Origin of the sequence: Haloactinospora alba (genome assembly GCF_006717075.1) — a bacterium.
Taxonomy (GTDB): domain Bacteria; phylum Actinomycetota; class Actinomycetes; order Streptosporangiales; family Streptosporangiaceae; genus Haloactinospora; species Haloactinospora alba.
In genome coordinates, this window is record NZ_VFQC01000001.1 from 1,679,777 (window position 1) to 1,698,798 (window position 19,022).

The following is a 19,022-nucleotide window of genomic DNA, read 5'->3' on the forward strand; positions in this document are numbered from 1 at the left end:
GGTCATGTCCGATAACCACCACGCCATCGGATTCGCCTACGGTCCTCGCGGTGCTGATCCGACAGCTCGCCTGCGCGAGCACCTACTCGCCCTGCTCCGTCTCGGTGAGGCTGACCTTGAGGACTTTACCGCCCTGGCCTGGCACGAGGAGCCCCACATCAACGGCGGTTATCCCGCCTTCGCGCCGGGGCAGCTCACGCGGCACAGTCCCGCCTTACGCACCCACCACCAACGCGTGCATTTCGCCGGAGCCGACCGCAGCACCTGGCCCGGAACGATGGAGGGTGCCGTCACCGACGGCACCCGCGTGGCGACCAGGATCCGTGCGCGTCTGACCTGACGCGGTGATAACGAGGGACCCGTCGTGGAGCGGTCTCGGAATCCGTGTTGCCCGACGTTGGGCTGCCGCCAGGGAGCTTCGTCGGGGTAGCCATCCAGTAGTCCTTCCGGCGCCCAACCGTTGACCTCGGCAACCGGTTTCCAGTCGAGGTCGAACGCGTCGTGGGTGCCGAGGTTGCGTTCCTGTCCGTTGTCCGTTGGTTTCCCCTGCGGCCGCTGGCCGGGACACCCGCCCAGCGGCCGCAGGGGGTGTGAGTGTGCGGTTTCACCCACGGACTGTTCCTCACTCCGTCGAACGCACCCCGGGGATCTGGTTCTCGCGGAACGCGTCGAGGAAGAGCTGGTGGTCGTTGCGGACGACCTGGGCGTAGGAATGCGCGAAGTCGACGAGCCAGGCCACGAACTCCTCCTCGCGGCCGTCCAGGATGTTCTGCAACGCCTGCTCGGTATGGAACGGCACGAGGGTCTGGTCCGAGTCGCGGTCGGCGACGCAGTGCACCTTCGCCGTGGCACGCCCGAGATAGTCCAGGACCGGGGCGATGTCACTGGGTTCGGTGAGTTCCTCCCACTCGAGATCCGCGTTGTAGGGGCCGAGCTCGCTGACGACGAACCCGGTCCCGTCGAGCTCGGTGTAGCCCAGCAACGGGTCGGCGTGTGCCTGGAGGGCGCGTTGGGAGACAGCGGTGCGGTGGCCGTGGTGGGGGAAGTAGGAAGCCACCTGCGGGTCGGATACGACCCGGGAGGGGGCGGCGACGTTGCCCTGCTTCATCGACAGCACGATGTCGTTGTCCAGGGCTTCGCTGAAGCCTTCGATGAGGATGTTGTAGGCGGGAAGGCCGGCGCTTCCGATCCCGAACCCGCTCCGGCCCACGATGTCCTTGACGTTGTAGGCGATGTTGGAGAAGCGTTTGTCGTACGGAATGCTCTCCTGGTACTTCTCGAAGGCCGTGCGCACCGTCGCCTTCTCCTCTTTCCCCAGCTGCCGCACTCCCGGCCCGTCCCGGAACCGGCGGTCGTAACCGCGTACTTCGGTGACCCGGTCCAGCATGTGGGCCCGGCTGCGTAGTTTGCTCTGCAGCAGCGTCTGGTGGATGACCCCCTCGGTGTTGTCCAGCCGCAGCGAGTAGTCCTGGTCGCCGGTTGCCAGGGCGAACCGCCGAACCTGGTCGACGTAGGCACGGACGTAGATCGGGATCAGGCGTCCGATCTCGGCGTCGGATATGGCTTTCCGGCGCCCCAGGAGGGCGATGCTGGCGACGAAGCGTTGGAGGTCCCAGGTGAAGTGACCCACGTAGGCTTCGTCGAAGTCGTTGACGTCGAAGATCAGTCGGCCCTGGCCGTTCATGTAGGTGCCGAAGTTCTCGGCGTGCAGGTCCCCCTGGATCCACACGCGCGAGGTACGGTCGTCGGCCCACGGGTCGGCGAGTTTGGCGACGTCGGCGTAGAACAGGCATGCGCTACCCCGGTAGAACGCGAACGGGTCCGCGGCCATTTTCCGGAATTTCGTGCGGAACGCTGAGGGGTTGGCGCTCATCAGTTCGGAGAACGCGTCGACGAGGGTGGAAACGATCGCTTTCCGGCGTTCTTCGGAGTCCTCGGTCTGCAGGGTGTCCGTAAGGTCGTCCATGGGCCTATTGTGGCTGATATTTGGTGCGTGTTTCCCACAGTGAGCGGCTCCTGGGGAGTTGGATCAGGGGTCCCGAGCGGGGGTGTGCGTCAACTCGGTTTGTCCCGCGCTGTGCGAGGAACTTGGCTGTTTCCGTTCTCCCTGTGGCGCGGTTGCCGCCCGCACCTTCCTGGCCAACGTCTCGGGACACCACCGTTCAGGAAATGTGTAAAAGTGTTCCTGAGCCGTCGTATTGCTACGCGGCGTTGGCCCCACCCTGGGGTGGGGTCGTCCCGTGGCGGTACCCGCTGCCCGACACACCCGAGGGTGCGGCGGTCGTACGCGGGTTTCCAGCGGGCGTGTTCAGCGTCCCGGCGCAACTCTCCGTGGACGTGCCACCCGCCTCCTCGACCAGATGGGCGAGGTTGCGGGCGGCATTGAGGTCGCGGTCCAGGCGCAGACCGCAGGCATCACAGGAAAAGGTCCGCGTGGACGGGCGCAGTTTGGCTTTCACCACGCCGCAGGCGGAACACGTCTTGGAGGAGGGAAACCACCGGTGGGCCACCACCAGCCGGCGCTGGCTCCCGTGGGTTTTGTACTCCAGCTGGCGAGCCAGTTCACCCATCCCCGCATCGGCCACATGACGGGCGAGTTGGGGGTTGGTCACCATCCCGGCGACGTTGAGGTCCTCGATAACCAGGGTGTCGTGGTCACGCACGAGCCGGGTGGTGAGCTGGTGCAGCCCGTCGTGGCGGGCGTTGGCCACTCGGGTGGGGTGCCGGGCGATACGGGCCTGACTCTTACGCCACCGGTGCGAGGGGCGCTGTCCCGTGCGCCGGTTCGGGCCAACACGGCGGCACGCTTGACGCTGGAGTCGGCGCAGCTCCCGCTGGGCCCGCTGTAGGTGTGTGGGGTTGGCGATGGTTTCGCCGGTGGACAGCACCGCCAAGTGGTGCACTCCCAGATCAACGCCGACTGTGCCGCCCCGCCGCGCCGGGGTGTGGGGCGGTCTCGCGTGGGGTGGTCTCGGTGGAGAAGGAGACCATCCACCGGCCGCGCTGGAAATTCACCGTTGCCGAGCGGATCCGGCCGGTGTCCCGGGCCAGGTGGCGGGCGAGTGTGCGGGTGGACTCGTGGGTGCGCACCGTGCCGATGCGCGGCAGCGCCACATGGCGGCAATCCCGAGGGGACAGGCCGATGCTGCCGGTGGTGAACCGGCACGACCACCGCGAGCGTTTCGTCTTGAACCGGGGAAAACCCACCCGTTTCCCCGCACGGGTGCCGCGCCGGGAGGCGGTCCAGTCCGCCAGGGCGGTGGCGAGGTTGGCCGCCCCGCCGGCGTAGGCCTCCTTAGAGTTCTCCGCCCACTACGGCGCCACCTCACCCTTGACCTGGTTGAAGGCTTTGCGCAGCCCCGTAGGCCGACCACGACACGCTGGGAGTCAGCTCCCGCTCACCCACACCGGACTCGCGCTGCGCGCGGCGCTGCTCCAGATTCGTCTTGATCCGGGCGAGGGCCCAGTTGTAGGCGAAACGGGCCGCACCGTAGTGCGAGGCCAGAGCCTGCTGCTGGGCCGGGGTGGGATCCAACGCGAACTGATACGCCCGCACCAGCCCGCACCCACGCCTGCCACCTCCCCGCACAGCTCGTTACGACATAGCCCTTGACATCCGGATTGCCACTGAGAGTAGTGAGATTAGCACGGGTTAGCCTGTTCCCGCGCACGATAAGGAACAGTTCCCACCCCCTGTTGTGGGTAGGGGAGAGGAAACCCCACCTCTTCGCGCCAGAGGGATGGATATGCGGGAGGGAGCCGACGGTGTGCTGTGTCCGCTCACAGCAGCCGGGACACCGGACCCGGTGCGGGTGGGTGGCAAAGCGGCAGCACTGATCGAGATGTCCCGGGCGGGGTTGCCGGTTCCGCCGGGTGTCGTACTGACCACGGCCTTTTTCCGACCATGGCTCGACCGGCTACGTGCCGGGTCGGAGTGGCGCGCTTTCGTGGCGACGGTCGGTGCGCGAGACCCCGCAGGTGAGCAACTGCGGGAGTGCGCTGGGAATCTGCAGATCGCCTGCGAACGCCTGGCATTCACCGAGGCTCAACAGCGGCAGTTGTCCGAGGTGGCGGAGGACCTTCCGGGAGAGGGATCCACCTCCGGCCATGGGCTGCTCGCTGTACGCTCGTCGGCTCCCCAGGAGGACCTGTGGGAAGCGTCCTTCGCGGGGATCTACGAGAGCTTTCTGGGGGTCACACCCGGAGGGCTGGCCGAAGCAGTACGTGAGGTCTTCGTTTCCGGAATGGCCTTCGCAGCGGTTTCCTACAAACGCCAGCACAACCTCGACCCCGCCCGGGTGGAGATCGCGGTGGTCGTGCAACAGCAGGTCAACAGCGCGTCGGCGGGGGCCGCCTTCTCACTGAACCCGCGGAACAACGACTACGACCAGGCCGTGGTGCATGCCAACTGGGGGTTGGGAGAAACCGTGGTCTCGGGCGGGGCCACTCCGGACCGGTTCACTGTGGACAAGGTCGGATGGCGGGTCGTTGACAGGAGAACCGGCGCCAAGGAGACCGTGCTCTGGGCTCTGCCCGGCGGTGGGTCGGTGGCGGGCGGAGACGGGCGCGACCCCGAGCGCCAACAGTGTGTTCTGACGGACAGGCAGGCGGTGGAGGTCGCGCGCATGGCGCACCGTGTCGAGGAACTCACCACGGTGCCCGTGGATGTGGAGTGGACTTTCGACGCCGAGGGTGTGCTGTACCTGTTGCAGGCGCGCCCGGTCACCACGTATTTCCCCTTGCCTGAGGAACTCCGCACGGCTCCGGATGCCCCCCGGAGGCTGTACGCGGACAGCACGCTGTTCGAGGAAGGGCTGCAGGATCCGCTGTCGGTGCTCGGTGCTCGGTGCTCGGTGCACGGTGGCTGGAGGGCGCCATCATCGAGGCGTTCATGCAGATGACCGGCCAGCGGGTTCTGACGAGGGACGGTGGCGGGCTGGTGGTCACTGTCGGCGGTCGGTGGTACGTGAACGTGTCGAACATGCTGTGGCTGGGTACGGAGCGGCTCGCTGCTCTGCTCGGGGTTTTCGACGTTCACGCAGCGCGGGTCATGCGCAACGTCGATGCGCGGCGTTACGTGCGGGCGGCCGGAAGGCCGGGGGTAGCGCCCGTCGCGCGCATGGTGGTGGGTGCCGCCGCTCGTTTGGCCGGACCGGTTGGTAGGGCGCTGGAGGCGGTGGTGGCACCCGAGCGCGCTTGGCGACGCTACGAGGCCGCCGTGGAGCAGCAGCACCAGCGCGTGGCTGGGGTGGTGCGTTCGGCGCGGTCGTTGCCGGAGCTTGGTGACGGGACGCTGCGGCACGCTGTTCGCCTCCTTGTTCGTGAGGGGATGCCGTTGACGTGCGCGGCGGAGGGGGCGACGTTGCTGTTCCGGCTGCTGCACCTGAGGGCTTCGGGGGAGCGGAGACAGCGGCTCGACGTGGCGTTGAGCTCGATGCCGCACAACGTCACTGTCGATATGGGGCTGGCGCTGTACCGCCTCGCGCGGTCGCTCGAGGAGTCCGTGGGAAGGCAGGCCATGGCTGATGTGCCGACTCTGGCCCGACGGGTCGGGGAGCGGAACCTTCCGGAGGTGTTCCTGCGGGAGTGGGACGCGTTCATGGACAGCTACGGGTTCCGCGGTCCGAACGAGCTGGATCTCGCCTCGCCCCGGTACCGTGACGATCCCGGGATCGTCCTCGAGCAGATGCGGCAGTACGTGGAGCTCGACGAGGCGACGCAAGAGACCCCCGAGCAGGCCCACGGGCGCCGTCAGCGTCAGCGCCGTGAGGCCTACCGTGGGTTGCTTGCCGATACCCGGAATCCGCTCACGGCGTGGTTGGTGAGGAAGCTGTACCGTACCGCCGAGGCGTTCAGCGGTTGTCGGGAGATCCACAAGTACCAGTTGGTGAGGGTCGCCTACCAGGTGCGTCGTGGTGCGTTGGAGGCCGGGCGCGAACTCGTCGAGCACGGTTGGTTGGACTCGGCGGAGCAGGTTTTCGACCTGACCTACGAGGATCTGCGTTCGGTGACCGAGGCTTCCGGTCCGGACCTGCGTGCCAGGGCCCACGACAACACGTGTTACCGCCGCGGGATCCAGCGGAGGCCGGGGGCCGTGTTCCCGGTCCTGGTGGATTCGCGCGGGCGCGTACCGCGCGCGGTGGTGAGGCGGGCAGGCCCTGGTGTGCTCGTCGGTGAGGGTGTCTCGGCTGGCGTGGCACGAGGTCCGGCAAAGGTGCTGGGGCACGTGGGTGAGAAGCCCGTGCTTCCCGGCGAGGTTCTCGTTGCTCGGGCCACTGACCCGGGATGGACACCGTTGTTCGTCAACGCCGCTGGTGTCGTTCTCGAGACTGGTGGGAGCTTCCAGCACGGTGCGTTGGTCGCCCGCGAGTACGGCAGACCGTGTGTCGTGGGTGTCGAGGACGCGGACCAGCGGGTCTTGGACGGGCAGATGGTCGAGATCGACGGTGTGTCGGGGACGGTGACTGTCGTGCCTGACCTTCCGGACAGCGGCGGTTGAGTCGACGTTACCGAGGACCGCCCCGGAACGGCGGGTGCCCGCGGGTGCGGTGGGTGTCTCAGGCGTTCGCGGTGGAGAGCGGGCCGTCGTCACCGAAGACGAGCCGGGCGAAGCGTTCGCCGATGCGACGGTGCGCGGTGGCGTCCGGGTGGAGCTGGTCGGGTAACGGCAGCTCGGAGAAGTCCGTCTCACCGTAGAGGTCACGACCGTCGAGGTAGCTCAGGTTCGGATCGTCGTCTGCCCGCTGCCGCACGATGCGGGACAGCTCCTGTCGGACGGTGGTGAGCGTGAGCTTCCCGGAGCTGCGATCGCCGGGATCGCCCGTGGCCCGAAACCGCAGTTCCCCGGATCTGAGGGCGTCGGCGTCGAAAGCGCCGGGGCCGGGGGTGTCCTCGTGGATGGGGCAGTAGAGGGGAGAGACCACCAGCAGGGGTGTGGTGGGATGGCCCTCGCGGACGGTGTCGAGGAACCCGTGCACCGCGGCGGTGAAGGCACGCAGGCGCATCAGGTCGGCGCCGACCAGGTTGATACCGATCTTGAGGCTGATCAGATCGGCGGGGGTGTCCCGCATGGTGCGGGCGGTGAAGGGGTCGAGCAGGGCGCTTCCGCCCAGGCCGAGGTTGACCAGCTCCACGGTGCTGAGGGAGGCGGCGAGCGCGGGCCAGGTGGTGGTGGGGCTGGCGGCGTTGGAGCCGTGGCTGATCGAACTGCCGTGGTGCAGCCACACTGGGTGCCCCTGGTCCGGCACGGGTTCGACGGGAGCGTTGGTGCGCAGGGCGACGATCTCGGTGGTCTCGTTGTGTGGAAGCCAGATCTCGACGTCCTTGACGCGTTCGGGCAGGTCGGCGAAGCGGAGGGTGCCGACCGGTCCGGGCTCGTGGTTGGTGGTGCCGGTGGCCATGTCGACGGTCAGGGTGTTCCCGCCGGACACGACGGCTTGTTCGGTGAGGTGGCCGTCGACGAGCAGGTCGTAGACGCCCTCCGGGCGGAGCGGAATGCCCACGTAGGTGTATTTGGTGGGAAGTGCGTCGAGCTCGACGGTGGTGGCCCGGGTGCGGAAGGCCAATCGTACACCGGAGGGTTGGGATTCGGCCTTGGCCAGTTGCGGGTCGGCGCTCTGGGCACGGGCCCAGGCGGGCAGTCGGTGCGGCAGCACGCTGAGGGGCCTTGCTGATTCCGGACAGGGAGTGAGCCGGTGATTTTACGCAGCTAGGCGCTGTTTCTCATGTTCCGCATAGATCTCTGATGGAGTGTTGTATCCCAGTGCGGAATGAAGACGCCTGTGATTATACCAGTGCTCGATGTATCGTGTAATGTCCCGTCGTGCTCGTTCTCGCGTGGGATACACCATCTGGTTCACACGCTCATTCTTCAACACCCCGAAAAATGATTCCGCCATCGCGTTGTCGAAACAAATCCCGGTTCGCCCCACCGACCGTGTCATCCCGACCGAAGCAAGGTAATCACCGAACTCCCGGGACGTGTAATTACTCCCCCGATCCGAATGGAACACCGCCCCCGCACGAACCTTTCCCTTGCGTGTCGCATGAGCGACAGCCCGGATGATCAGCGGAGTCCGGTAGTTGTCATCCATCGCATAACCAACCACTTCTTTCGTGCAGCAATCAATGACGGTGGCCAGATACACCCACCCGCTCCACGTCGGGATATAGGTGATATCCCCGACGAGTTTCACACTGGGCATGGGTGCGGTGAAGTCGCGGCCCACGAGGTCGGGGATCGCACCGGTATCCGCTGGTGTGGTCAGCGAGCTGCGCCGGGGGCGGGGTTGGCAGGGATGCAGCCCCATCTCGCCCATCAACAGACGCACCAGCTCCACTCCCACCGCAACGCCCCAGTGTTGCAGCTGGGCGCGGATCCGCCGGTGGCCGTAGGTGCCGTCGGCGTGGTCTACGGCGGTGCGGATCAGTAGCCGCAACTGTTGGCGGCGCTGAGACGTGGCGGATTCGGGCCGGGACCGCCATTCGTAGTAACCCGACCGGGAGACGTTCACGCATGCACACATGAAATCAACGGGGAAAGCGTACTCCGCGTGTTCATCGAACCGCATCGTCTCGATGAACTCGTATATGTCGCTTACGGACGATCCTTCGCGAAGTACGCGGCCGCTTTTTTCAAAAAAGCGATCTCCATGTCCTTCTCGCGGTTGAGTCGTTCCAGTTCACGCAGCCGGGCCCGCTCGGTCGTATCCAGTGACGGTGCATCGTCGGGAGTTTCTTTCCTGTATTTGCGCACCCAGTTCCGTAGTGTTTCCGAGCTGATCCCGAGCTCGTTGGCAACCCGGTCGATAGAGCGTTGGCTCTCGATGACATGTTTCACCGCTTCATCACGGAACTCCGGCGAATATGCGTTTGCCTTGCCCAATGCTTCCCTCGTTTCCTTTCAGAACCATCGTATTGGCACTCTGTCCGGAAAACACGAGGCACCCCAGTGCTCCAGCTCGGAAGCGCCGCGCAGGAGATCCGCGGTTATGGGTGTGGTGAGTCGGTTTGTCTGGGTGTGCATCGTTTCGGCCTACCGGTGGTCTGGTGGACTGTTGTGGTTTCGGGAACGGTCAGGTGGTGGGTGTGGGCCAATTCCGCAGCAGGGCGTCGAGGGCTTCCAGGGTCCGTGACCAGGTTTCCTGGGGGTCGGGGGCGCTGTGGCTGAACCCTCCCCCCAGCTCCAGGGACACGTAGCCGTGGAAGACGCTGCCCAACAGGCGGACCGCGTGGGTTTGCTCCGGCTCCGCCAGGTCGTAGCCGCGTAGGATCGCCCGCGTCATCTGGGCGTGCCTGACGCCGGCGCTGGCGGCCGCCGTCTCGGGGTCGAGCCTGAGCTGGGTAGCGGCGTACCGTCCGGGGTGCTCGCGGGCGTAGTTGCGGTAGACGTTGGCGAACGCGGTCAGGGCGTCCCTGCCGGAGCGGCCCGCCAGGGCCTCGGCGGCCCGGTCGGCGAGTTCCTCCAGGGCAAGCAGAGCGATCCTGGTTCTGAGGTCGTGGGAGTTCTTCAGGTGCGAGTACAGGCTCGCGACCTTGACGCCGAACCGTCTGGCCAGCGCCGAGACGGTTACGTGGTCGAATCCCACCTCGTCGGCCAGGTCTGCGCCCTCCCGGGCGATACGTTCCACAGTCAGCCCCGCGCGTGCCATAACATCACCCCTTTGGCTAATTCTACTAGCCATATACCTAATACTTTTAGTTAATTTCCATGCGTATAGGGGGAGAGGCGAGAAGCGGGTCGGCCGCGTACGCGAAGTGGGAGGACAATCACGGGGCCCGGGCATGGCGGGCGGCTGAGTAGGTATCTGGCATGGATAAGCACGCCAGGACGGCCGCGACGGCGGCGAGAGAAACGCCCGCTGTTGCTGTGCCGAGACTGCATCGGCGAGTTCATGGCCGGGCTCCGACAGTGAGCGATCTTCTCGCCCCCGAGCCCGCTCCCGGCGGGGCGCTGGTCGGATACGCGCGGGTCTCCACCCGCGAGCAGAAGCTCGACCGCCAACTCCGCGCGTTGGAAGAAGCCGGATGCGCCAAGGTCTTCGCTGACAAGCAGTCCGGAAAGGACGCCCAGCGCCCCGAACTGAAAGCCTGCATGGCCTACCTGCGTCCCGGTGACACCCTGGTGGTGCCCGCCCTGGATCGGCTGGCCCGCTCGCTTCATGACCTGATCACTCTGGTCGGGGATCTGCGCCGTGCCGGGGTGGGGTTCCGCTCCCTGCATGAGGCACTGGACACCACCCCCGGCGGACGGTTGGTCTTCCACGTCTTCGCCGCGCTCGCGTAGTTCATCCGCGAACTCATCGTGGAGGGCACCCGCGAAGGGCTCGACGCCGCCCGCGCGGCGGGCCTCGGCGATGGGTGAGGAGCAGGTGCGCCACGCCCGCGACCTGCTCACCCGCCCGGAGAACAGCGTTACGCCCATCGCCCGCCTGCTCGGGGTGCCGCGCTCCACGCTGTACAAGTACCTGCCCGAGTTGTCCGGCGGCCGGGCCACTCTTCCCCAGGACCACTGAAAGGCGCCGTGATGGCTGTTCCCCCTTCGCCTACTACGGCGGCAAGTCGCGCCTGGCGGCCCGGATCGCCGCGCTGCTGCCCGAGCACGCCCACTACGTCGAGCCGTTCGCCGGCGGACTGTCGGCGCTGCTGGCGAAGACGCCCAGCCGCATGGAAACGGTGAACGTGAAGATGTCAACCTCGACTGGCCCCGGAGCAACGGCCTGAGGTGGACCCGCGCGAGCTCTCTTCAGACTGACGGTTGTTGGTCGAGCAGCCCGACGGGGTCGGCGCTGTAGGCGACCATCCAGCTGGGGTCGATGCGATACCACACGTTCTCGTCCCAGAACGGATCGTCGCCGTCGTCGTCGTAATGGTTGACGAGGTAGTCGCGAACGGTCGGCCAAGTCGGGGCGCTGCTCGTCCCCTCGGGGTTCAGCGGAACGGCGTGTCCATGCGTGAAAATGCCGAGCTGCTCGCCGCGCATGAAGGTCGCGCTGATGCCGGGCCGCGCCGCGAGATGACGGGCTTTAGCGGCCTGGCGGTGGGTGCCGAAGATCCAACGGCCGTGCAGGAGGTGCCCGTCGGCGCCGCTGATGCGTGGCTCACCGCGCCGGGTGACTGTGGCGATGGCCAGGGTGCACATGCCTTGGCAGACTCGGACAACCTGCTCGGCGTCCAAGGTGCTTTCACTTGGTCGGATGATCGATTTGAGGTGGCTGCTGGAGCCAGCCAAAGACGTGTCGAGCAGGATTTGGAGGCTGTGGAGCTCGTCGGGAGTTTCGAACATTCGGCTAGTTAATCAGCTCCCACCGACAGTGTCGGCTCAGTGCGCAGTCGCCGACCGGGCGTGGGCGAGTCGGTAGGAGGTAGTGCCGGTCTCGAGGATGTTGCCGGCGAAGGTGAGTCGGTCGATGATCGCGGCGCAGTTCGGGCACTCGTGGCGTTCGACTGCGCTCGCGGCCTGCTCGGGGGTGAGATCCATCCTGGAAGTCCTCTCAGAACCCTCTCGCACAACGCTCGGGTTTCGAGAGGACTTCTGCGAATGGTGATCAGGTGGAACCGAGGTCGGCCCGGGGTTCTCAGCCCTCTCTCACAACCAGTCGTTTATGAGAGAGCCCTCGGCGTCCCAGGCGGCCAGTGCCGCTCGGAGCTCGCGCGCTACCTCGGGGGCGACCCCGGGACGGTGTGCGGTGTGGCGCAAGTACTCTTCGGCGCCCTGCTCCAGAGCGGAACGCGGATGGCGAATCACGGCAGCGACCAGCGTGTGGTCGTCGCCGATGTGGTCCCAGGAGTCCAAGCACGGACTCGGGCTCACTGCGGAGGGGATATGTCCGTCGACGTAACGCCCGTCGGGCCGGTAGCACCTCCACTCCTCCCGCAGCGCGCACCGACAGGCCAGGATGCCGACCATGTTCGGGTGGCGACGCTGCCATTCGGCGTCCAGGGGCAGGGCCTCCGCGCGCTGGCCGAGAGGCTTACCGCACAGGCAGCAGGTCAGGCGGATCTTCGGGCGTGGCACGGGCTGCTCCTCATGACTCGGTGCGCCCCATGCTGCCAGCCTGCCCATCGCGCGGCCGGGAGTCCGCGCCGGTCCCGTCGCGCTTCGTCGACGTCTACCCCCGAACCGTCGCGGCCCGCCCGGGGAAGAACCCGGGCGAGTCGCGACGACGTCGTTCACTCCTCCTCGTCGTCCAGGGGGTCGTCGGGATCGCGTAGTTCCCGGCGGCCGCCGGGCATGTCGGGGAGCAGGAACGAATAGTGCCCGTTTACGTTCACGTGCTTGCGCGCGAACGGGGACAGGTGGACGACATCCTCCTCGCGCACCGGGTAGCCCTCGCCGCGCAGCTGCTCCAGGGCGGCGTCCATGTAGACGGTGTTCCACAGGGTGATGCAGTTGAGCACCAGCCCCAGGGCGCCAAGCTGGTCCTCCATCCCGTCGATGTAGCGTTGGCGCAGCTCGCCGTGCTTGCCGTGGAACACCCACCGCCCCAGCGCGTGGCGGGATTCCTGCAGGCTGGTCTGGCCCTTGATGGCACGCCGGTAGGACTCGTCGTCGATGTAGGACAGCACGTGCAGGGTCTTGTGCAGGCGCCCGAAGTGGGCGATGGCATTGCCGAGCTGGGTGGGGTTGCCGTCGCGCGCGAGCATCCGGATGACGTCGTAGGCGCGCACGGCCCCGGTGTGGATCGAGGCGACCACCCGGCAGATGTCGTCCCAGTAACGGCGGATCCGCTCGGTATCGATGCGGCCGCGCGCGGCGGTGTTCAGCGGCCCGTAGTCGGCCGCACGGCTGATGCGCCACAGCCGGGCGCGCACCATCTCTTGGCCCGAGCGGTGGGTGGGGCCGCGGCGCAGCCGCTCCAGGTTGGAGGTCCGCGCCCCGTCGGGAACGGCGAGCAGGGCTTCCAGGCCGGCCTGCTGGCCAGGTGAGAGAAGGGCGCACAGCTCTGCCCACAGCCGCTCGGTCACCTCCTCGCGCACCTGCGCGACCAGCCGGGCCAGGACCGTGACACCCGGAAGGAGCATCGCGCGACGACGTAGCCGGGACACCGCGCCGTCGAAAAGCGCCTTGGGGCCGTCGGTGGTGGTCCACACCTGGGCCTCCAGCCATACCCGCAGCTCGTCCTGCTTGGCGGCGAAGTCCTCGAACCCGCATGCGTCGCGGGTCTCCCAGGCGTGCCGGTCTCGTCGGTGTGTAGCTGCGAAGCTCCGGACGCATCCGGTGGGACACGTCTTGCGGGCCACCCGAGCCCCATCAGGACCGAGCACTGCCAGGTACCGCCGCACCATCCGTGGGGCGCCCTCCGTCCCCACCCCGGACCACGAGTCGCCGAACGGCCCGTCGGACAGGGCGCAACGTGTCCAACCGGGGAAGTTCCAGTGCCGGGGTGGGGACGGCAGGAGTCGGCGATCAGCTGGGCTGTGTTCTCCGTGGTCGTCACCAGTTTGGTCACTGGTTGTGGCAGCTGGGGATGTAGCGGTTTCAGGACTCGCTCTCACTGGCGGCGATGCGTGTGGCGCCTTGTCGTGGAAGCCGAGTGCCTGGGCCAGGACCGGAGCGGGAGCCTGGAGCACGAGTTGGCGCAGGGCCGCGGTGCGGAGCGGGCCGCTGGGGATGCCGATCTCTGTAACCGGGGCTGCGAGGTGCAGCGAGTCCAGTGGTCGGCCCCGACCCGTCCAGGGAAGAGCCAACGTGGCTCGGCGGAGGCGACGGTCTTGGCTGCTGGGCGGTGATGACTTGGGCGTTCCGCTCGACCGCGTTGTTGTACAGCGATCCGCGCAAACGCGTCACCGCCAGCTCGACCACAAGTTGACACCCCAGGGTTGACAGAACCTCGCGTTCGGAAGACGATGGCAATATGAGTTGTCAACCCGGGGTTAACGTGGAGTGGGACGCGGTGCTTGCCCACCGGCCGGACGACGTGCGCGCTCAGGTGGCTGAGCGCTTCATCGCATGCGGCGTCACTCCTGATCAAGTCGCTGCTGTGCTCGCAGACATGGGCGACGATCTGTATGCCGCGGCGACCAGCGGTGACGAGCATTGGGCGGAAACCTACGGCGGTGGGCTCGCAGTGGCCTTGTTGTCCGCCGAGGTGAGTTCGCTGGCTGCTCATCTCAACTCTCGCGCATCTGCGGTACGGGCTGTCGCCGTCGACGGCCTGCTAGAAGACTTCAGTGCCGTCACGGTTGCGGCACACCTAGGGGTCTCCCGGCAGAAGATCTACGGCGTGGCCCGTGGAAGCGTGAACGGACCCTTCATCAAACGTGCCCCTAGAGGCGGCCATGCCTGAACTCACTGAACTCGTTGATCTCCCCGACGCCGACACCCAACCACTGGTGCATCCGCTGGACGTCCACGCGGCCCGCCGACCGTTCCTGCGTGCACAGCTGGTCGCCGCACTGACCAGCCCTCCGGTCGGACTCTGCCTCGCAGGAATCACCTGGTTCGCCGCCCAAAACTTCGTTGCCCCCTTGCTCGCCGGCTCCGCGGTCGTCGGATTCGGGACCTTGGCCGCTCACGTCTTCCGTGAGCAGGCCTGGGCGTTCATTCCCCGCAAACGTCAAGACCGTCGACGCGCATTGCCCCTGGCGTGGGAGCTCGGATCGACCCTGGTGTTAGCCGCGGTCCTCGCGGTGGCGCTGGCGCTGGTGGTCGTCCGCCTGGCCCAGCCTGATATCTCCGTCGAGGTCCGCCAGTTCACCTTCGGTATGGCCGCGGTGGCCGGTCTCCTTATGGCAAGCGAGATCCTCGTCAGATTGGCGCGCAGGCAGGGCAGGCGGGCTCTGCTCACGGTGCCCGGGGTGCTCGTCGTCGCAGGGTCCCTCACCGCCTACTACGTCCTCCTGGCCGGCTCCCCCCAGCCGGCCGCTTCGCCAACCGCCGCGGCAGGCGCGGGAATGATGCTGGTGGTCGCTGCTGGCGTCGGCACGTGGAAATACATCGAGCACCGCCGCACGGTCTCACCGTAAGCGTCTTGCAAACCAACTCTGGCGGTACGTACGAAACCGGGTTCCCAGTGAGACGGCCTCGGAAGTTTGAGGACTCTGTCCCATAGTCAGGTGGAAGCGTCCGTATGGGGTGGTGTTGGTCAGAACAGAGGGCTCAGCATGCGGCGTTCGTGGGGACCAAGGAGTTCGTCCCAGCCAGGACTGTCGAATACGTGCAGCGTATCGCGCGGGGTGTCGGCCACCACTGGGACGTCATGGATCGGCGGCTTGGGCGATGCGTTGAGCTGTGTCCCGTGCGTATGTCACGAGTTCGTCCGGCGACTCGATCCTGTACGGGATTCCGGTTGCCGTCAGAGTGATGAGGAGCCACTCCCACGAGTGGATGGTGATGGTGTAACGGCAGCTGGACTCGTCGATATCTTCCAATCGCCCCTCATGGTGCGGAAGAAGCTCGGAGAGCGTCGCGGCCGGAGCGTGGAAACGTACCACTGCTGGAGGAGGCGTTTCGGGGAAGCGGTGACTGTCCCGCACGAAACGCACGACACCGGAGGAGGGGAGATCACGCGGGTCGAAGGTCGTCCCCGGGACGGTGAGGTCGGTGATCCGGTCGACCCGGTAGGTGCGCCAGTCCTCCCGGTCCAGGTCCCAGCCGAGAAGGTACCAGCGGCGTCCGAGGAGGACCTGGTGGTAGGGCTCGGTGCTGCGCTGGCTGTGTTGGTGGGCGTGGTCGGTGTAGTGGAACCGCACGTGCTGGTGCAGGGAAGCCGAGGTGGCGAGCTGCCGTAGCGTGTGCGGGGCCACCTGTTCCGCGGTGTGGACGGGAGGGGTGGGAGGTAGGAGCGCTTCCATCCGGTGACGGAGCCGTGAGGGCAGGAGTCGTTCCAGCTTGGCGAGGGCCGTGTCGGCGGCGCTGGTGGTTTCCTCGATCTGGTCCAGCACCGCGAACCGTAGTCCCACTGTGGCAGCGAGCGCTTCCTCGTCGGTGAGTACCAGCGGAGGCATAGCGTCGCCGGACACGAGTTGGTAGCTTCCGCCCGAGCTGCGTGCCACCGGGTAACCGAGGTCCCGTAGCCGGTGGATGTCGCGGCGCAGCGTGCGTGGCGAGGTGCTGGCCCGCTCGGCCAGTTCCGCCACATGCCAGGCACGTCCGTCCTGCAGCAGCGACAGTAGTGTCACGATCCGTTCGCTCGGCCCGGCCATACGGTTCAGTGTGCCACGGGTGGTCAGGTCAGGGGCAGGGCTGAGCGCCGGTTTCGGTGCATGGAGTTCACGTGTCACCCGCATGCGCCTTCGCGTCTTCGAGAACCCCGCGCAGCATCGCGGGGGTGAGCCGTCCGGTACTGGTGTTGCGTTGGCTGACGTGGTAGGAGCCGCACAGAGTGAGAGGGGGTCCGCTGTCGTGCGCCGGCAACGTGACACTCGAGCCGTGTCCGAAGCGCGGGCGGGGGCGCTGCAGGTGCCACCCCACGGTTTCCAGAACCGGCAGCAGCGCCTGCCAACCGAACCTCCCCAGGACCACGACCACGCGCAGGGTGGGGCGCAAAAGTTCCAACTCGCGTTGCATCCAGGGACGGCACGTGTCCCGTTCCTGCGGCGTTGGTTTGTTCGCTGGGGGCGCGCACCGGACGGGTGACATGATCCGTACGCCGAACAGCTCCAGGCCGTCGTCGCGCCAGACGGCGTGTGGCCGCGATGCCAGCCCGACGTCGTAAAGAGCCTGGTAGAGCACCTCTCCGGAACGGTCACCAGTGAACATCCGGCCGGTGCGGTTGGCTCCGTGCGCTGCTGGAGCGAGTCCCACGATGCCGATGGAGGCGTCGTGAGGACCGAATCCGGGAACGGGCCGGCCCCAGTACTCCTGGTCTCGGAAGGCTGCCCGCTTGGTGCGAGCTGTGTGCTCCCGCCACTCGACCAGACGCGGGCAGGCGCGGCAGTCGACGATACGTCCGTCGAGGTCCACCAGGTTGGCTGCGTTCGGTGCTTCGTCGGCAGGGAGCATGACCTTCCCTCTCCGTCAGGGCCCCGTCCGCTTGGGGACGGCCGTCGCCTCACAGCGTTTGACCCTACCTGCCTGGCGGTTCTCCCCCGGCTGTTGTGTGGTGCTGCACCCCAGTACCACCCGGATGTGCACATGGTTCACAGAAACGACGCCGCGTCCAAGGGGTTTCGGTCTTCTGGCGTGTATTCCCTCCAGCCCCACGCACGGACACTGTGCGGCGGAGTCCGTACAGAGTGCGTTGCGGACCGGTGTCGTGGAACGTGGGGGTCGGCTGGATGGACGGTGGGTTTTCGGAGTTCGTGCCGCTGACCGGTTGGATGCGGCTCGCGTGGGCGGTGGCACTCTGCGCGGTGCTGGTGCTGCACGTGCGGCACGCCCACGGCATGGCGGGCAGCGGCCGCTGGTGGCACGGTGGGCACAGCCTCATGGCGGGTGGTATGGCACTGATGTACCTGTTTCCCCGCATGGAGCAGCCCGGCTTGCACCGTGCGGGGACGCTGCTGTTCGCCGTCACGACGCTCGCGGCGTTGACGGTGGTGGTGGGGCTGTGGCGTCACCGGCGCCGGATCGACGTGCTGTGGTTCGTGTTGACCCTGGACACGGCAGTGATGACCTACATGACGCTTGCCCCCTCGATTCGCCCTGACTGGTTGTCCCTACTGTCGGCGGGATACGCGGCAGGGATGGTCCCGCTATGGGGGTGTGGCCTGCTGGACCGGTTCCTGGCCACCGGCACCGACGGGACTGTGCGTTCACGTTCGACAACCGCACCGTGGAGGCGGCGAAAGGTGTGGGTGTTCCTGCTGACCCGGTCGTCATTGGCCGTGATGGCAGCAAGCATGGCCCACATGCTCGCCGCCATGTGACAGCGCGGCGCGTTGCGCGTCTGCGCGGCTTCCCGCGGTGCCCCACGATACGGTCCCATGTCGTATCCACGGGAGACTATGACCACTTTTCCGGAGAACCTTCCGGATGCATTGTGGAGTGCCTCCTTTGGGGCGGTAATTTTGCGACCATGCATGAACCAGCCCGTGCGTCCGATCCCCACCCCGACCAACGACAGAAGCCCTCTGCCATCCAGTGGGGGACGGATCCGCTCGACACCGCGCGCCGTCCCCGCCTACCGGACTCGGACCTCGCTCACCTCCGCGCCGAGCGGGGGAGTGCTCGGGGAAACGGTGGCTCCCGCCTCGTGCTCGTTCATAACCACCTCCGGGAGCAGCTGGTCCAACTCCGGGAACTCGTGGCCGAGATCAGCGACGGACGAAGCGACGCCGCCGCAGTTCGGGGACGGATCAACGAGCTGAGCATGCAACAGAACTACCGCAGGCTCGGAAATTTCTGTGGTTCCTACTGCCGCGTGCTGCACGTGCACCACACCATCGAGGACCAGGCGATGTTCCCGGAGCTGGTGTCGGCGCGACAGTCCCTCGGTCCCGTCGTGCGACAGCTGGAATCCGAACACCAGGTGATAGCCGAGCTCCTCACCGCACTCGACGCATCCCTGCTGTCCCTGGTCAACGGGGATGGAACACTCACCGACGTGCGGGAACACGTACAGGCCCTGGACCGGATGCTGCGGTCCCACCTGGACTATGAGGAAGAGGAGCTGGTGGAACCTCTGAATCTCCTCAATATCGACGTGTGACACCTGTATCAGGGCGGAGTGGTGGTTTCTCCCACTCATTCCGGGAGAGGACACGACTGTCCCGGACGAGAGGGCGTGCTGCTTGTCGAGCAGTGCTTCGGCATTCCCGTGGATCGGTTGTTGGGTGAAGCATTCCCCGTCGGCGTCCCCCACCGAATAGGGGCCAAGGAGCACGGGGGAGTCGATGGCTTCCACCGAGGCGGTCGCTGTCCGATCCTCCGTGTCGCTCGTCGGGACCTTTCCGGTGCCCGGTTCTCGTGTTCGTCACGCGCCACCACAGAAGGGACGCGGAACCCCGTGCCAGGCTCCCCACCCCTGTGCCCCCGGAGCACTTCTCGGCTCCGTCGTCGGGAGCGCCCTGCTTCCGCAGCCCTCCAGCCACCTCCGGCAGCGGTAAGGGAGCGTCCCGGCATGCTGATGTGGTGACGC

The 19,022-nt window shown here is 66.9% G+C and carries 23 protein-coding genes and 1 pseudogene; 10 read left to right on the forward strand and 14 right to left on the reverse strand.

Features of this window, described 5'->3' with window-relative positions; translation table 11 throughout:
• Positions 1 to 4 precede the first annotated feature (4 nt).
• The gene (locus FHX37_RS07570; RefSeq protein WP_170181521.1) at positions 5 to 340 is read left to right on the forward strand and encodes an FAD-dependent oxidoreductase; all 336 of its coding nucleotides are present in this window, start codon (positions 5 to 7) and stop codon (positions 338 to 340) included.
• 282 nt (positions 341 to 622) lie between these two features.
• Here the strand turns inward: FHX37_RS07570 and FHX37_RS07575 are convergent, their stop codons facing one another.
• The 4 genes from FHX37_RS07575 to FHX37_RS23180 all read right to left on the reverse strand — a co-directional run bounded on the left by FHX37_RS07575 (position 623) and on the right by FHX37_RS23180 (position 3,556).
• Complete coding sequence (locus FHX37_RS07575) at positions 623 to 1,966, reverse strand: DUF2252 domain-containing protein (RefSeq protein ID WP_141923103.1); 1,344 nt, start codon at positions 1,964 to 1,966, stop codon at positions 623 to 625.
• A gap of 235 nt (positions 1,967 to 2,201) precedes the next feature.
• Entirely contained in the window at positions 2,202 to 2,894 is a 693-nt protein-coding gene (locus FHX37_RS23170; protein ID WP_211351765.1) for an RNA-guided endonuclease InsQ/TnpB family protein, read from the reverse strand.
• A 16-nt stretch (positions 2,895 to 2,910) separates the two neighbouring features.
• On the reverse strand, positions 2,911 to 3,207 hold the full coding sequence (locus FHX37_RS23175) for a hypothetical protein (protein ID WP_211351766.1): 297 nt from the start codon (positions 3,205 to 3,207) through the stop codon (positions 2,911 to 2,913).
• 118 nt (positions 3,208 to 3,325) lie between these two features.
• Complete coding sequence (locus FHX37_RS23180; RefSeq protein ID WP_211351767.1) at positions 3,326 to 3,556, reverse strand: helix-turn-helix domain-containing protein; 231 nt, start codon at positions 3,554 to 3,556, stop codon at positions 3,326 to 3,328.
• A gap of 190 nt (positions 3,557 to 3,746) precedes the next feature.
• On the opposite strand from FHX37_RS23180, the gene FHX37_RS07585 reads away from it, so the two are divergent.
• Both FHX37_RS07585 and FHX37_RS07590 read left to right on the forward strand, forming a co-directional pair.
• Entirely contained in the window at positions 3,747 to 4,901 is a 1,155-nt protein-coding gene (locus tag FHX37_RS07585) for a PEP/pyruvate-binding domain-containing protein (protein ID WP_170181522.1), read from the forward strand.
• On the forward strand, positions 4,847 to 6,499 hold the full coding sequence (locus tag FHX37_RS07590; protein WP_141923107.1) for a PEP-utilizing enzyme: 1,653 nt from the start codon (positions 4,847 to 4,849) through the stop codon (positions 6,497 to 6,499). Before FHX37_RS07585 ends, FHX37_RS07590 begins: the two co-directional genes overlap by 55 nt.
• 58 nt (positions 6,500 to 6,557) lie before the next feature.
• On the opposite strand, the gene FHX37_RS07595 is transcribed toward FHX37_RS07590, so the two are convergent.
• The 4 genes from FHX37_RS07595 to FHX37_RS07610 all read right to left on the reverse strand — a co-directional run bounded on the left by FHX37_RS07595 (position 6,558) and on the right by FHX37_RS07610 (position 9,650).
• Positions 6,558 to 7,655, reverse strand: a complete 1,098-nt coding sequence (locus FHX37_RS07595; protein WP_141923110.1) for a GDSL-type esterase/lipase family protein — start codon at positions 7,653 to 7,655, stop codon at positions 6,558 to 6,560.
• A gap of 45 nt (positions 7,656 to 7,700) precedes the next feature.
• Positions 7,701 to 8,591, reverse strand: coding sequence for an IS3 family transposase (locus FHX37_RS07600; RefSeq protein WP_141923112.1), 891 nt, complete (start codon positions 8,589 to 8,591; stop codon positions 7,701 to 7,703).
• A gap of 5 nt (positions 8,592 to 8,596) precedes the next feature.
• Positions 8,597 to 8,884 carry a transposase gene (locus FHX37_RS07605; RefSeq protein WP_141923114.1) on the reverse strand — a complete coding sequence of 96 codons (288 nt, stop codon included), beginning with the start codon at positions 8,882 to 8,884 and terminating at the stop codon, positions 8,597 to 8,599.
• Positions 8,885 to 9,074: 190 nt separating this feature from the next.
• Positions 9,075 to 9,650 carry a TetR/AcrR family transcriptional regulator gene (locus tag FHX37_RS07610; RefSeq protein ID WP_141923116.1) on the reverse strand — a complete coding sequence of 192 codons (576 nt, stop codon included), beginning with the start codon at positions 9,648 to 9,650 and terminating at the stop codon, positions 9,075 to 9,077.
• A 260-nt stretch (positions 9,651 to 9,910) separates the two neighbouring features.
• Between FHX37_RS07610 and FHX37_RS23480 the strand changes: the two genes are divergently transcribed.
• The 3 genes and pseudogenes from FHX37_RS23480 to FHX37_RS24205 all read left to right on the forward strand — a co-directional run.
• Positions 9,911 to 10,285, forward strand: a complete 375-nt coding sequence (locus FHX37_RS23480) for a recombinase family protein (protein ID WP_246062177.1) — start codon at positions 9,911 to 9,913, stop codon at positions 10,283 to 10,285.
• Positions 10,286 to 10,355: 70 nt separating this feature from the next.
• Positions 10,356 to 10,514 carry a helix-turn-helix domain-containing protein gene (locus tag FHX37_RS24200; RefSeq protein ID WP_141923118.1) on the forward strand — a complete coding sequence of 53 codons (159 nt, stop codon included), beginning with the start codon at positions 10,356 to 10,358 and terminating at the stop codon, positions 10,512 to 10,514.
• Between the two features lie 43 nt (positions 10,515 to 10,557).
• Positions 10,558 to 10,722: pseudogene (locus FHX37_RS24205) on the forward strand (hypothetical protein); the annotation flags it as partial.
• 22 nt (positions 10,723 to 10,744) lie between these two features.
• On the opposite strand, the gene FHX37_RS07630 reads toward FHX37_RS24205, so the two are convergent.
• The 4 genes from FHX37_RS07630 to FHX37_RS07645 form a co-directional block, all read right to left on the reverse strand.
• Entirely contained in the window at positions 10,745 to 11,284 is a 540-nt protein-coding gene (locus tag FHX37_RS07630; RefSeq protein WP_141923120.1) for a pyridoxamine 5'-phosphate oxidase family protein, read from the reverse strand.
• A 36-nt stretch (positions 11,285 to 11,320) separates the two neighbouring features.
• Positions 11,321 to 11,479: a hypothetical protein gene (locus FHX37_RS23185; RefSeq protein ID WP_211351941.1), complete on the reverse strand. Its 159-nt coding sequence runs from the start codon at positions 11,477 to 11,479 to the stop codon at positions 11,321 to 11,323.
• Positions 11,480 to 11,587: 108 nt separating this feature from the next.
• Positions 11,588 to 12,016, reverse strand: coding sequence for a hypothetical protein (locus FHX37_RS07640; RefSeq protein WP_141923122.1), 429 nt, complete (start codon positions 12,014 to 12,016; stop codon positions 11,588 to 11,590).
• 155 nt (positions 12,017 to 12,171) lie between these two features.
• Positions 12,172 to 13,287 (reverse strand): Tn3 family transposase, encoded by a 1,116-nt coding sequence (locus FHX37_RS07645; RefSeq protein ID WP_141923124.1) that lies wholly within the window; start codon positions 13,285 to 13,287, stop codon positions 12,172 to 12,174.
• Between the two features lie 593 nt (positions 13,288 to 13,880).
• Between FHX37_RS07645 and FHX37_RS07650 the strand changes: the two genes are divergently transcribed.
• A complete protein-coding gene (locus FHX37_RS07650) occupies positions 13,881 to 14,288 on the forward strand; it encodes a hypothetical protein (RefSeq protein ID WP_141923126.1) in 408 nt (135 codons plus the stop codon).
• Entirely contained in the window at positions 14,281 to 14,967 is a 687-nt protein-coding gene (locus tag FHX37_RS07655) for a hypothetical protein (protein ID WP_141923128.1), read from the forward strand. Before FHX37_RS07650 ends, FHX37_RS07655 begins: the two co-directional genes overlap by 8 nt.
• 231 nt (positions 14,968 to 15,198) lie before the next feature.
• Here the strand turns inward: FHX37_RS07655 and FHX37_RS07660 are convergent, their stop codons facing one another.
• Positions 15,199 to 16,146 (reverse strand): helix-turn-helix transcriptional regulator, encoded by a 948-nt coding sequence (locus FHX37_RS07660; protein ID WP_141923130.1) that lies wholly within the window; start codon positions 16,144 to 16,146, stop codon positions 15,199 to 15,201.
• Positions 16,147 to 16,213: 67 nt separating this feature from the next.
• Positions 16,214 to 16,945 carry a uracil-DNA glycosylase gene (locus tag FHX37_RS07665; RefSeq protein WP_141923132.1) on the reverse strand — a complete coding sequence of 244 codons (732 nt, stop codon included), beginning with the start codon at positions 16,943 to 16,945 and terminating at the stop codon, positions 16,214 to 16,216.
• Positions 16,946 to 17,220: 275 nt separating this feature from the next.
• On the opposite strand from FHX37_RS07665, the gene FHX37_RS07670 reads away from it, so the two are divergent.
• Both FHX37_RS07670 and FHX37_RS07675 read left to right on the forward strand, forming a co-directional pair.
• Positions 17,221 to 17,811 carry a DUF5134 domain-containing protein gene (locus FHX37_RS07670; protein ID WP_141923135.1) on the forward strand — a complete coding sequence of 197 codons (591 nt, stop codon included), beginning with the start codon at positions 17,221 to 17,223 and terminating at the stop codon, positions 17,809 to 17,811.
• A gap of 326 nt (positions 17,812 to 18,137) precedes the next feature.
• Positions 18,138 to 18,593: a hemerythrin domain-containing protein gene (locus FHX37_RS07675; protein WP_211351768.1), complete on the forward strand. Its 456-nt coding sequence runs from the start codon at positions 18,138 to 18,140 to the stop codon at positions 18,591 to 18,593.
• Positions 18,594 to 19,022 lie beyond the last annotated feature (429 nt).

What these genes read in the sequence shown, in the direction of transcription:
- FHX37_RS24200 (WP_141923118.1), top strand. Translation starts at nt 10,356, where the DNA reads ATGGGTGAGGAGCAGGTGCGCCACGCCCGCGACCTGCTCACCCGCCCG.
- FHX37_RS07645 (WP_141923124.1), bottom strand. Translation starts at nt 13,287, where the DNA reads ATGGTGCGGCGGTACCTGGCAGTGCTCGGTCCTGATGGGGCTCGGGTG.
- FHX37_RS07655 (WP_141923128.1), top strand. Translation starts at nt 14,281, where the DNA reads ATGCCTGAACTCACTGAACTCGTTGATCTCCCCGACGCCGACACCCAA.
- FHX37_RS07575 (WP_141923103.1), bottom strand. Translation starts at nt 1,966, where the DNA reads ATGGACGACCTTACGGACACCCTGCAGACCGAGGACTCCGAAGAACGC.
- FHX37_RS07630 (WP_141923120.1), bottom strand. Translation starts at nt 11,284, where the DNA reads ATGTTCGAAACTCCCGACGAGCTCCACAGCCTCCAAATCCTGCTCGAC.
- FHX37_RS07610 (WP_141923116.1), bottom strand. Translation starts at nt 9,650, where the DNA reads ATGGCACGCGCGGGGCTGACTGTGGAACGTATCGCCCGGGAGGGCGCA.
- FHX37_RS07570 (WP_170181521.1), top strand. Translation starts at nt 5, where the DNA reads ATGTCCGATAACCACCACGCCATCGGATTCGCCTACGGTCCTCGCGGT.
- FHX37_RS23185 (WP_211351941.1), bottom strand. Translation starts at nt 11,479, where the DNA reads ATGGATCTCACCCCCGAGCAGGCCGCGAGCGCAGTCGAACGCCACGAG.
- FHX37_RS07670 (WP_141923135.1), top strand. Translation starts at nt 17,221, where the DNA reads ATGGACGGTGGGTTTTCGGAGTTCGTGCCGCTGACCGGTTGGATGCGG.
- FHX37_RS07585 (WP_170181522.1), top strand. Translation starts at nt 3,747, where the DNA reads ATGCGGGAGGGAGCCGACGGTGTGCTGTGTCCGCTCACAGCAGCCGGG.
- FHX37_RS07665 (WP_141923132.1), bottom strand. Translation starts at nt 16,945, where the DNA reads ATGCTCCCTGCCGACGAAGCACCGAACGCAGCCAACCTGGTGGACCTC.
- FHX37_RS07660 (WP_141923130.1), bottom strand. Translation starts at nt 16,146, where the DNA reads ATGGCCGGGCCGAGCGAACGGATCGTGACACTACTGTCGCTGCTGCAG.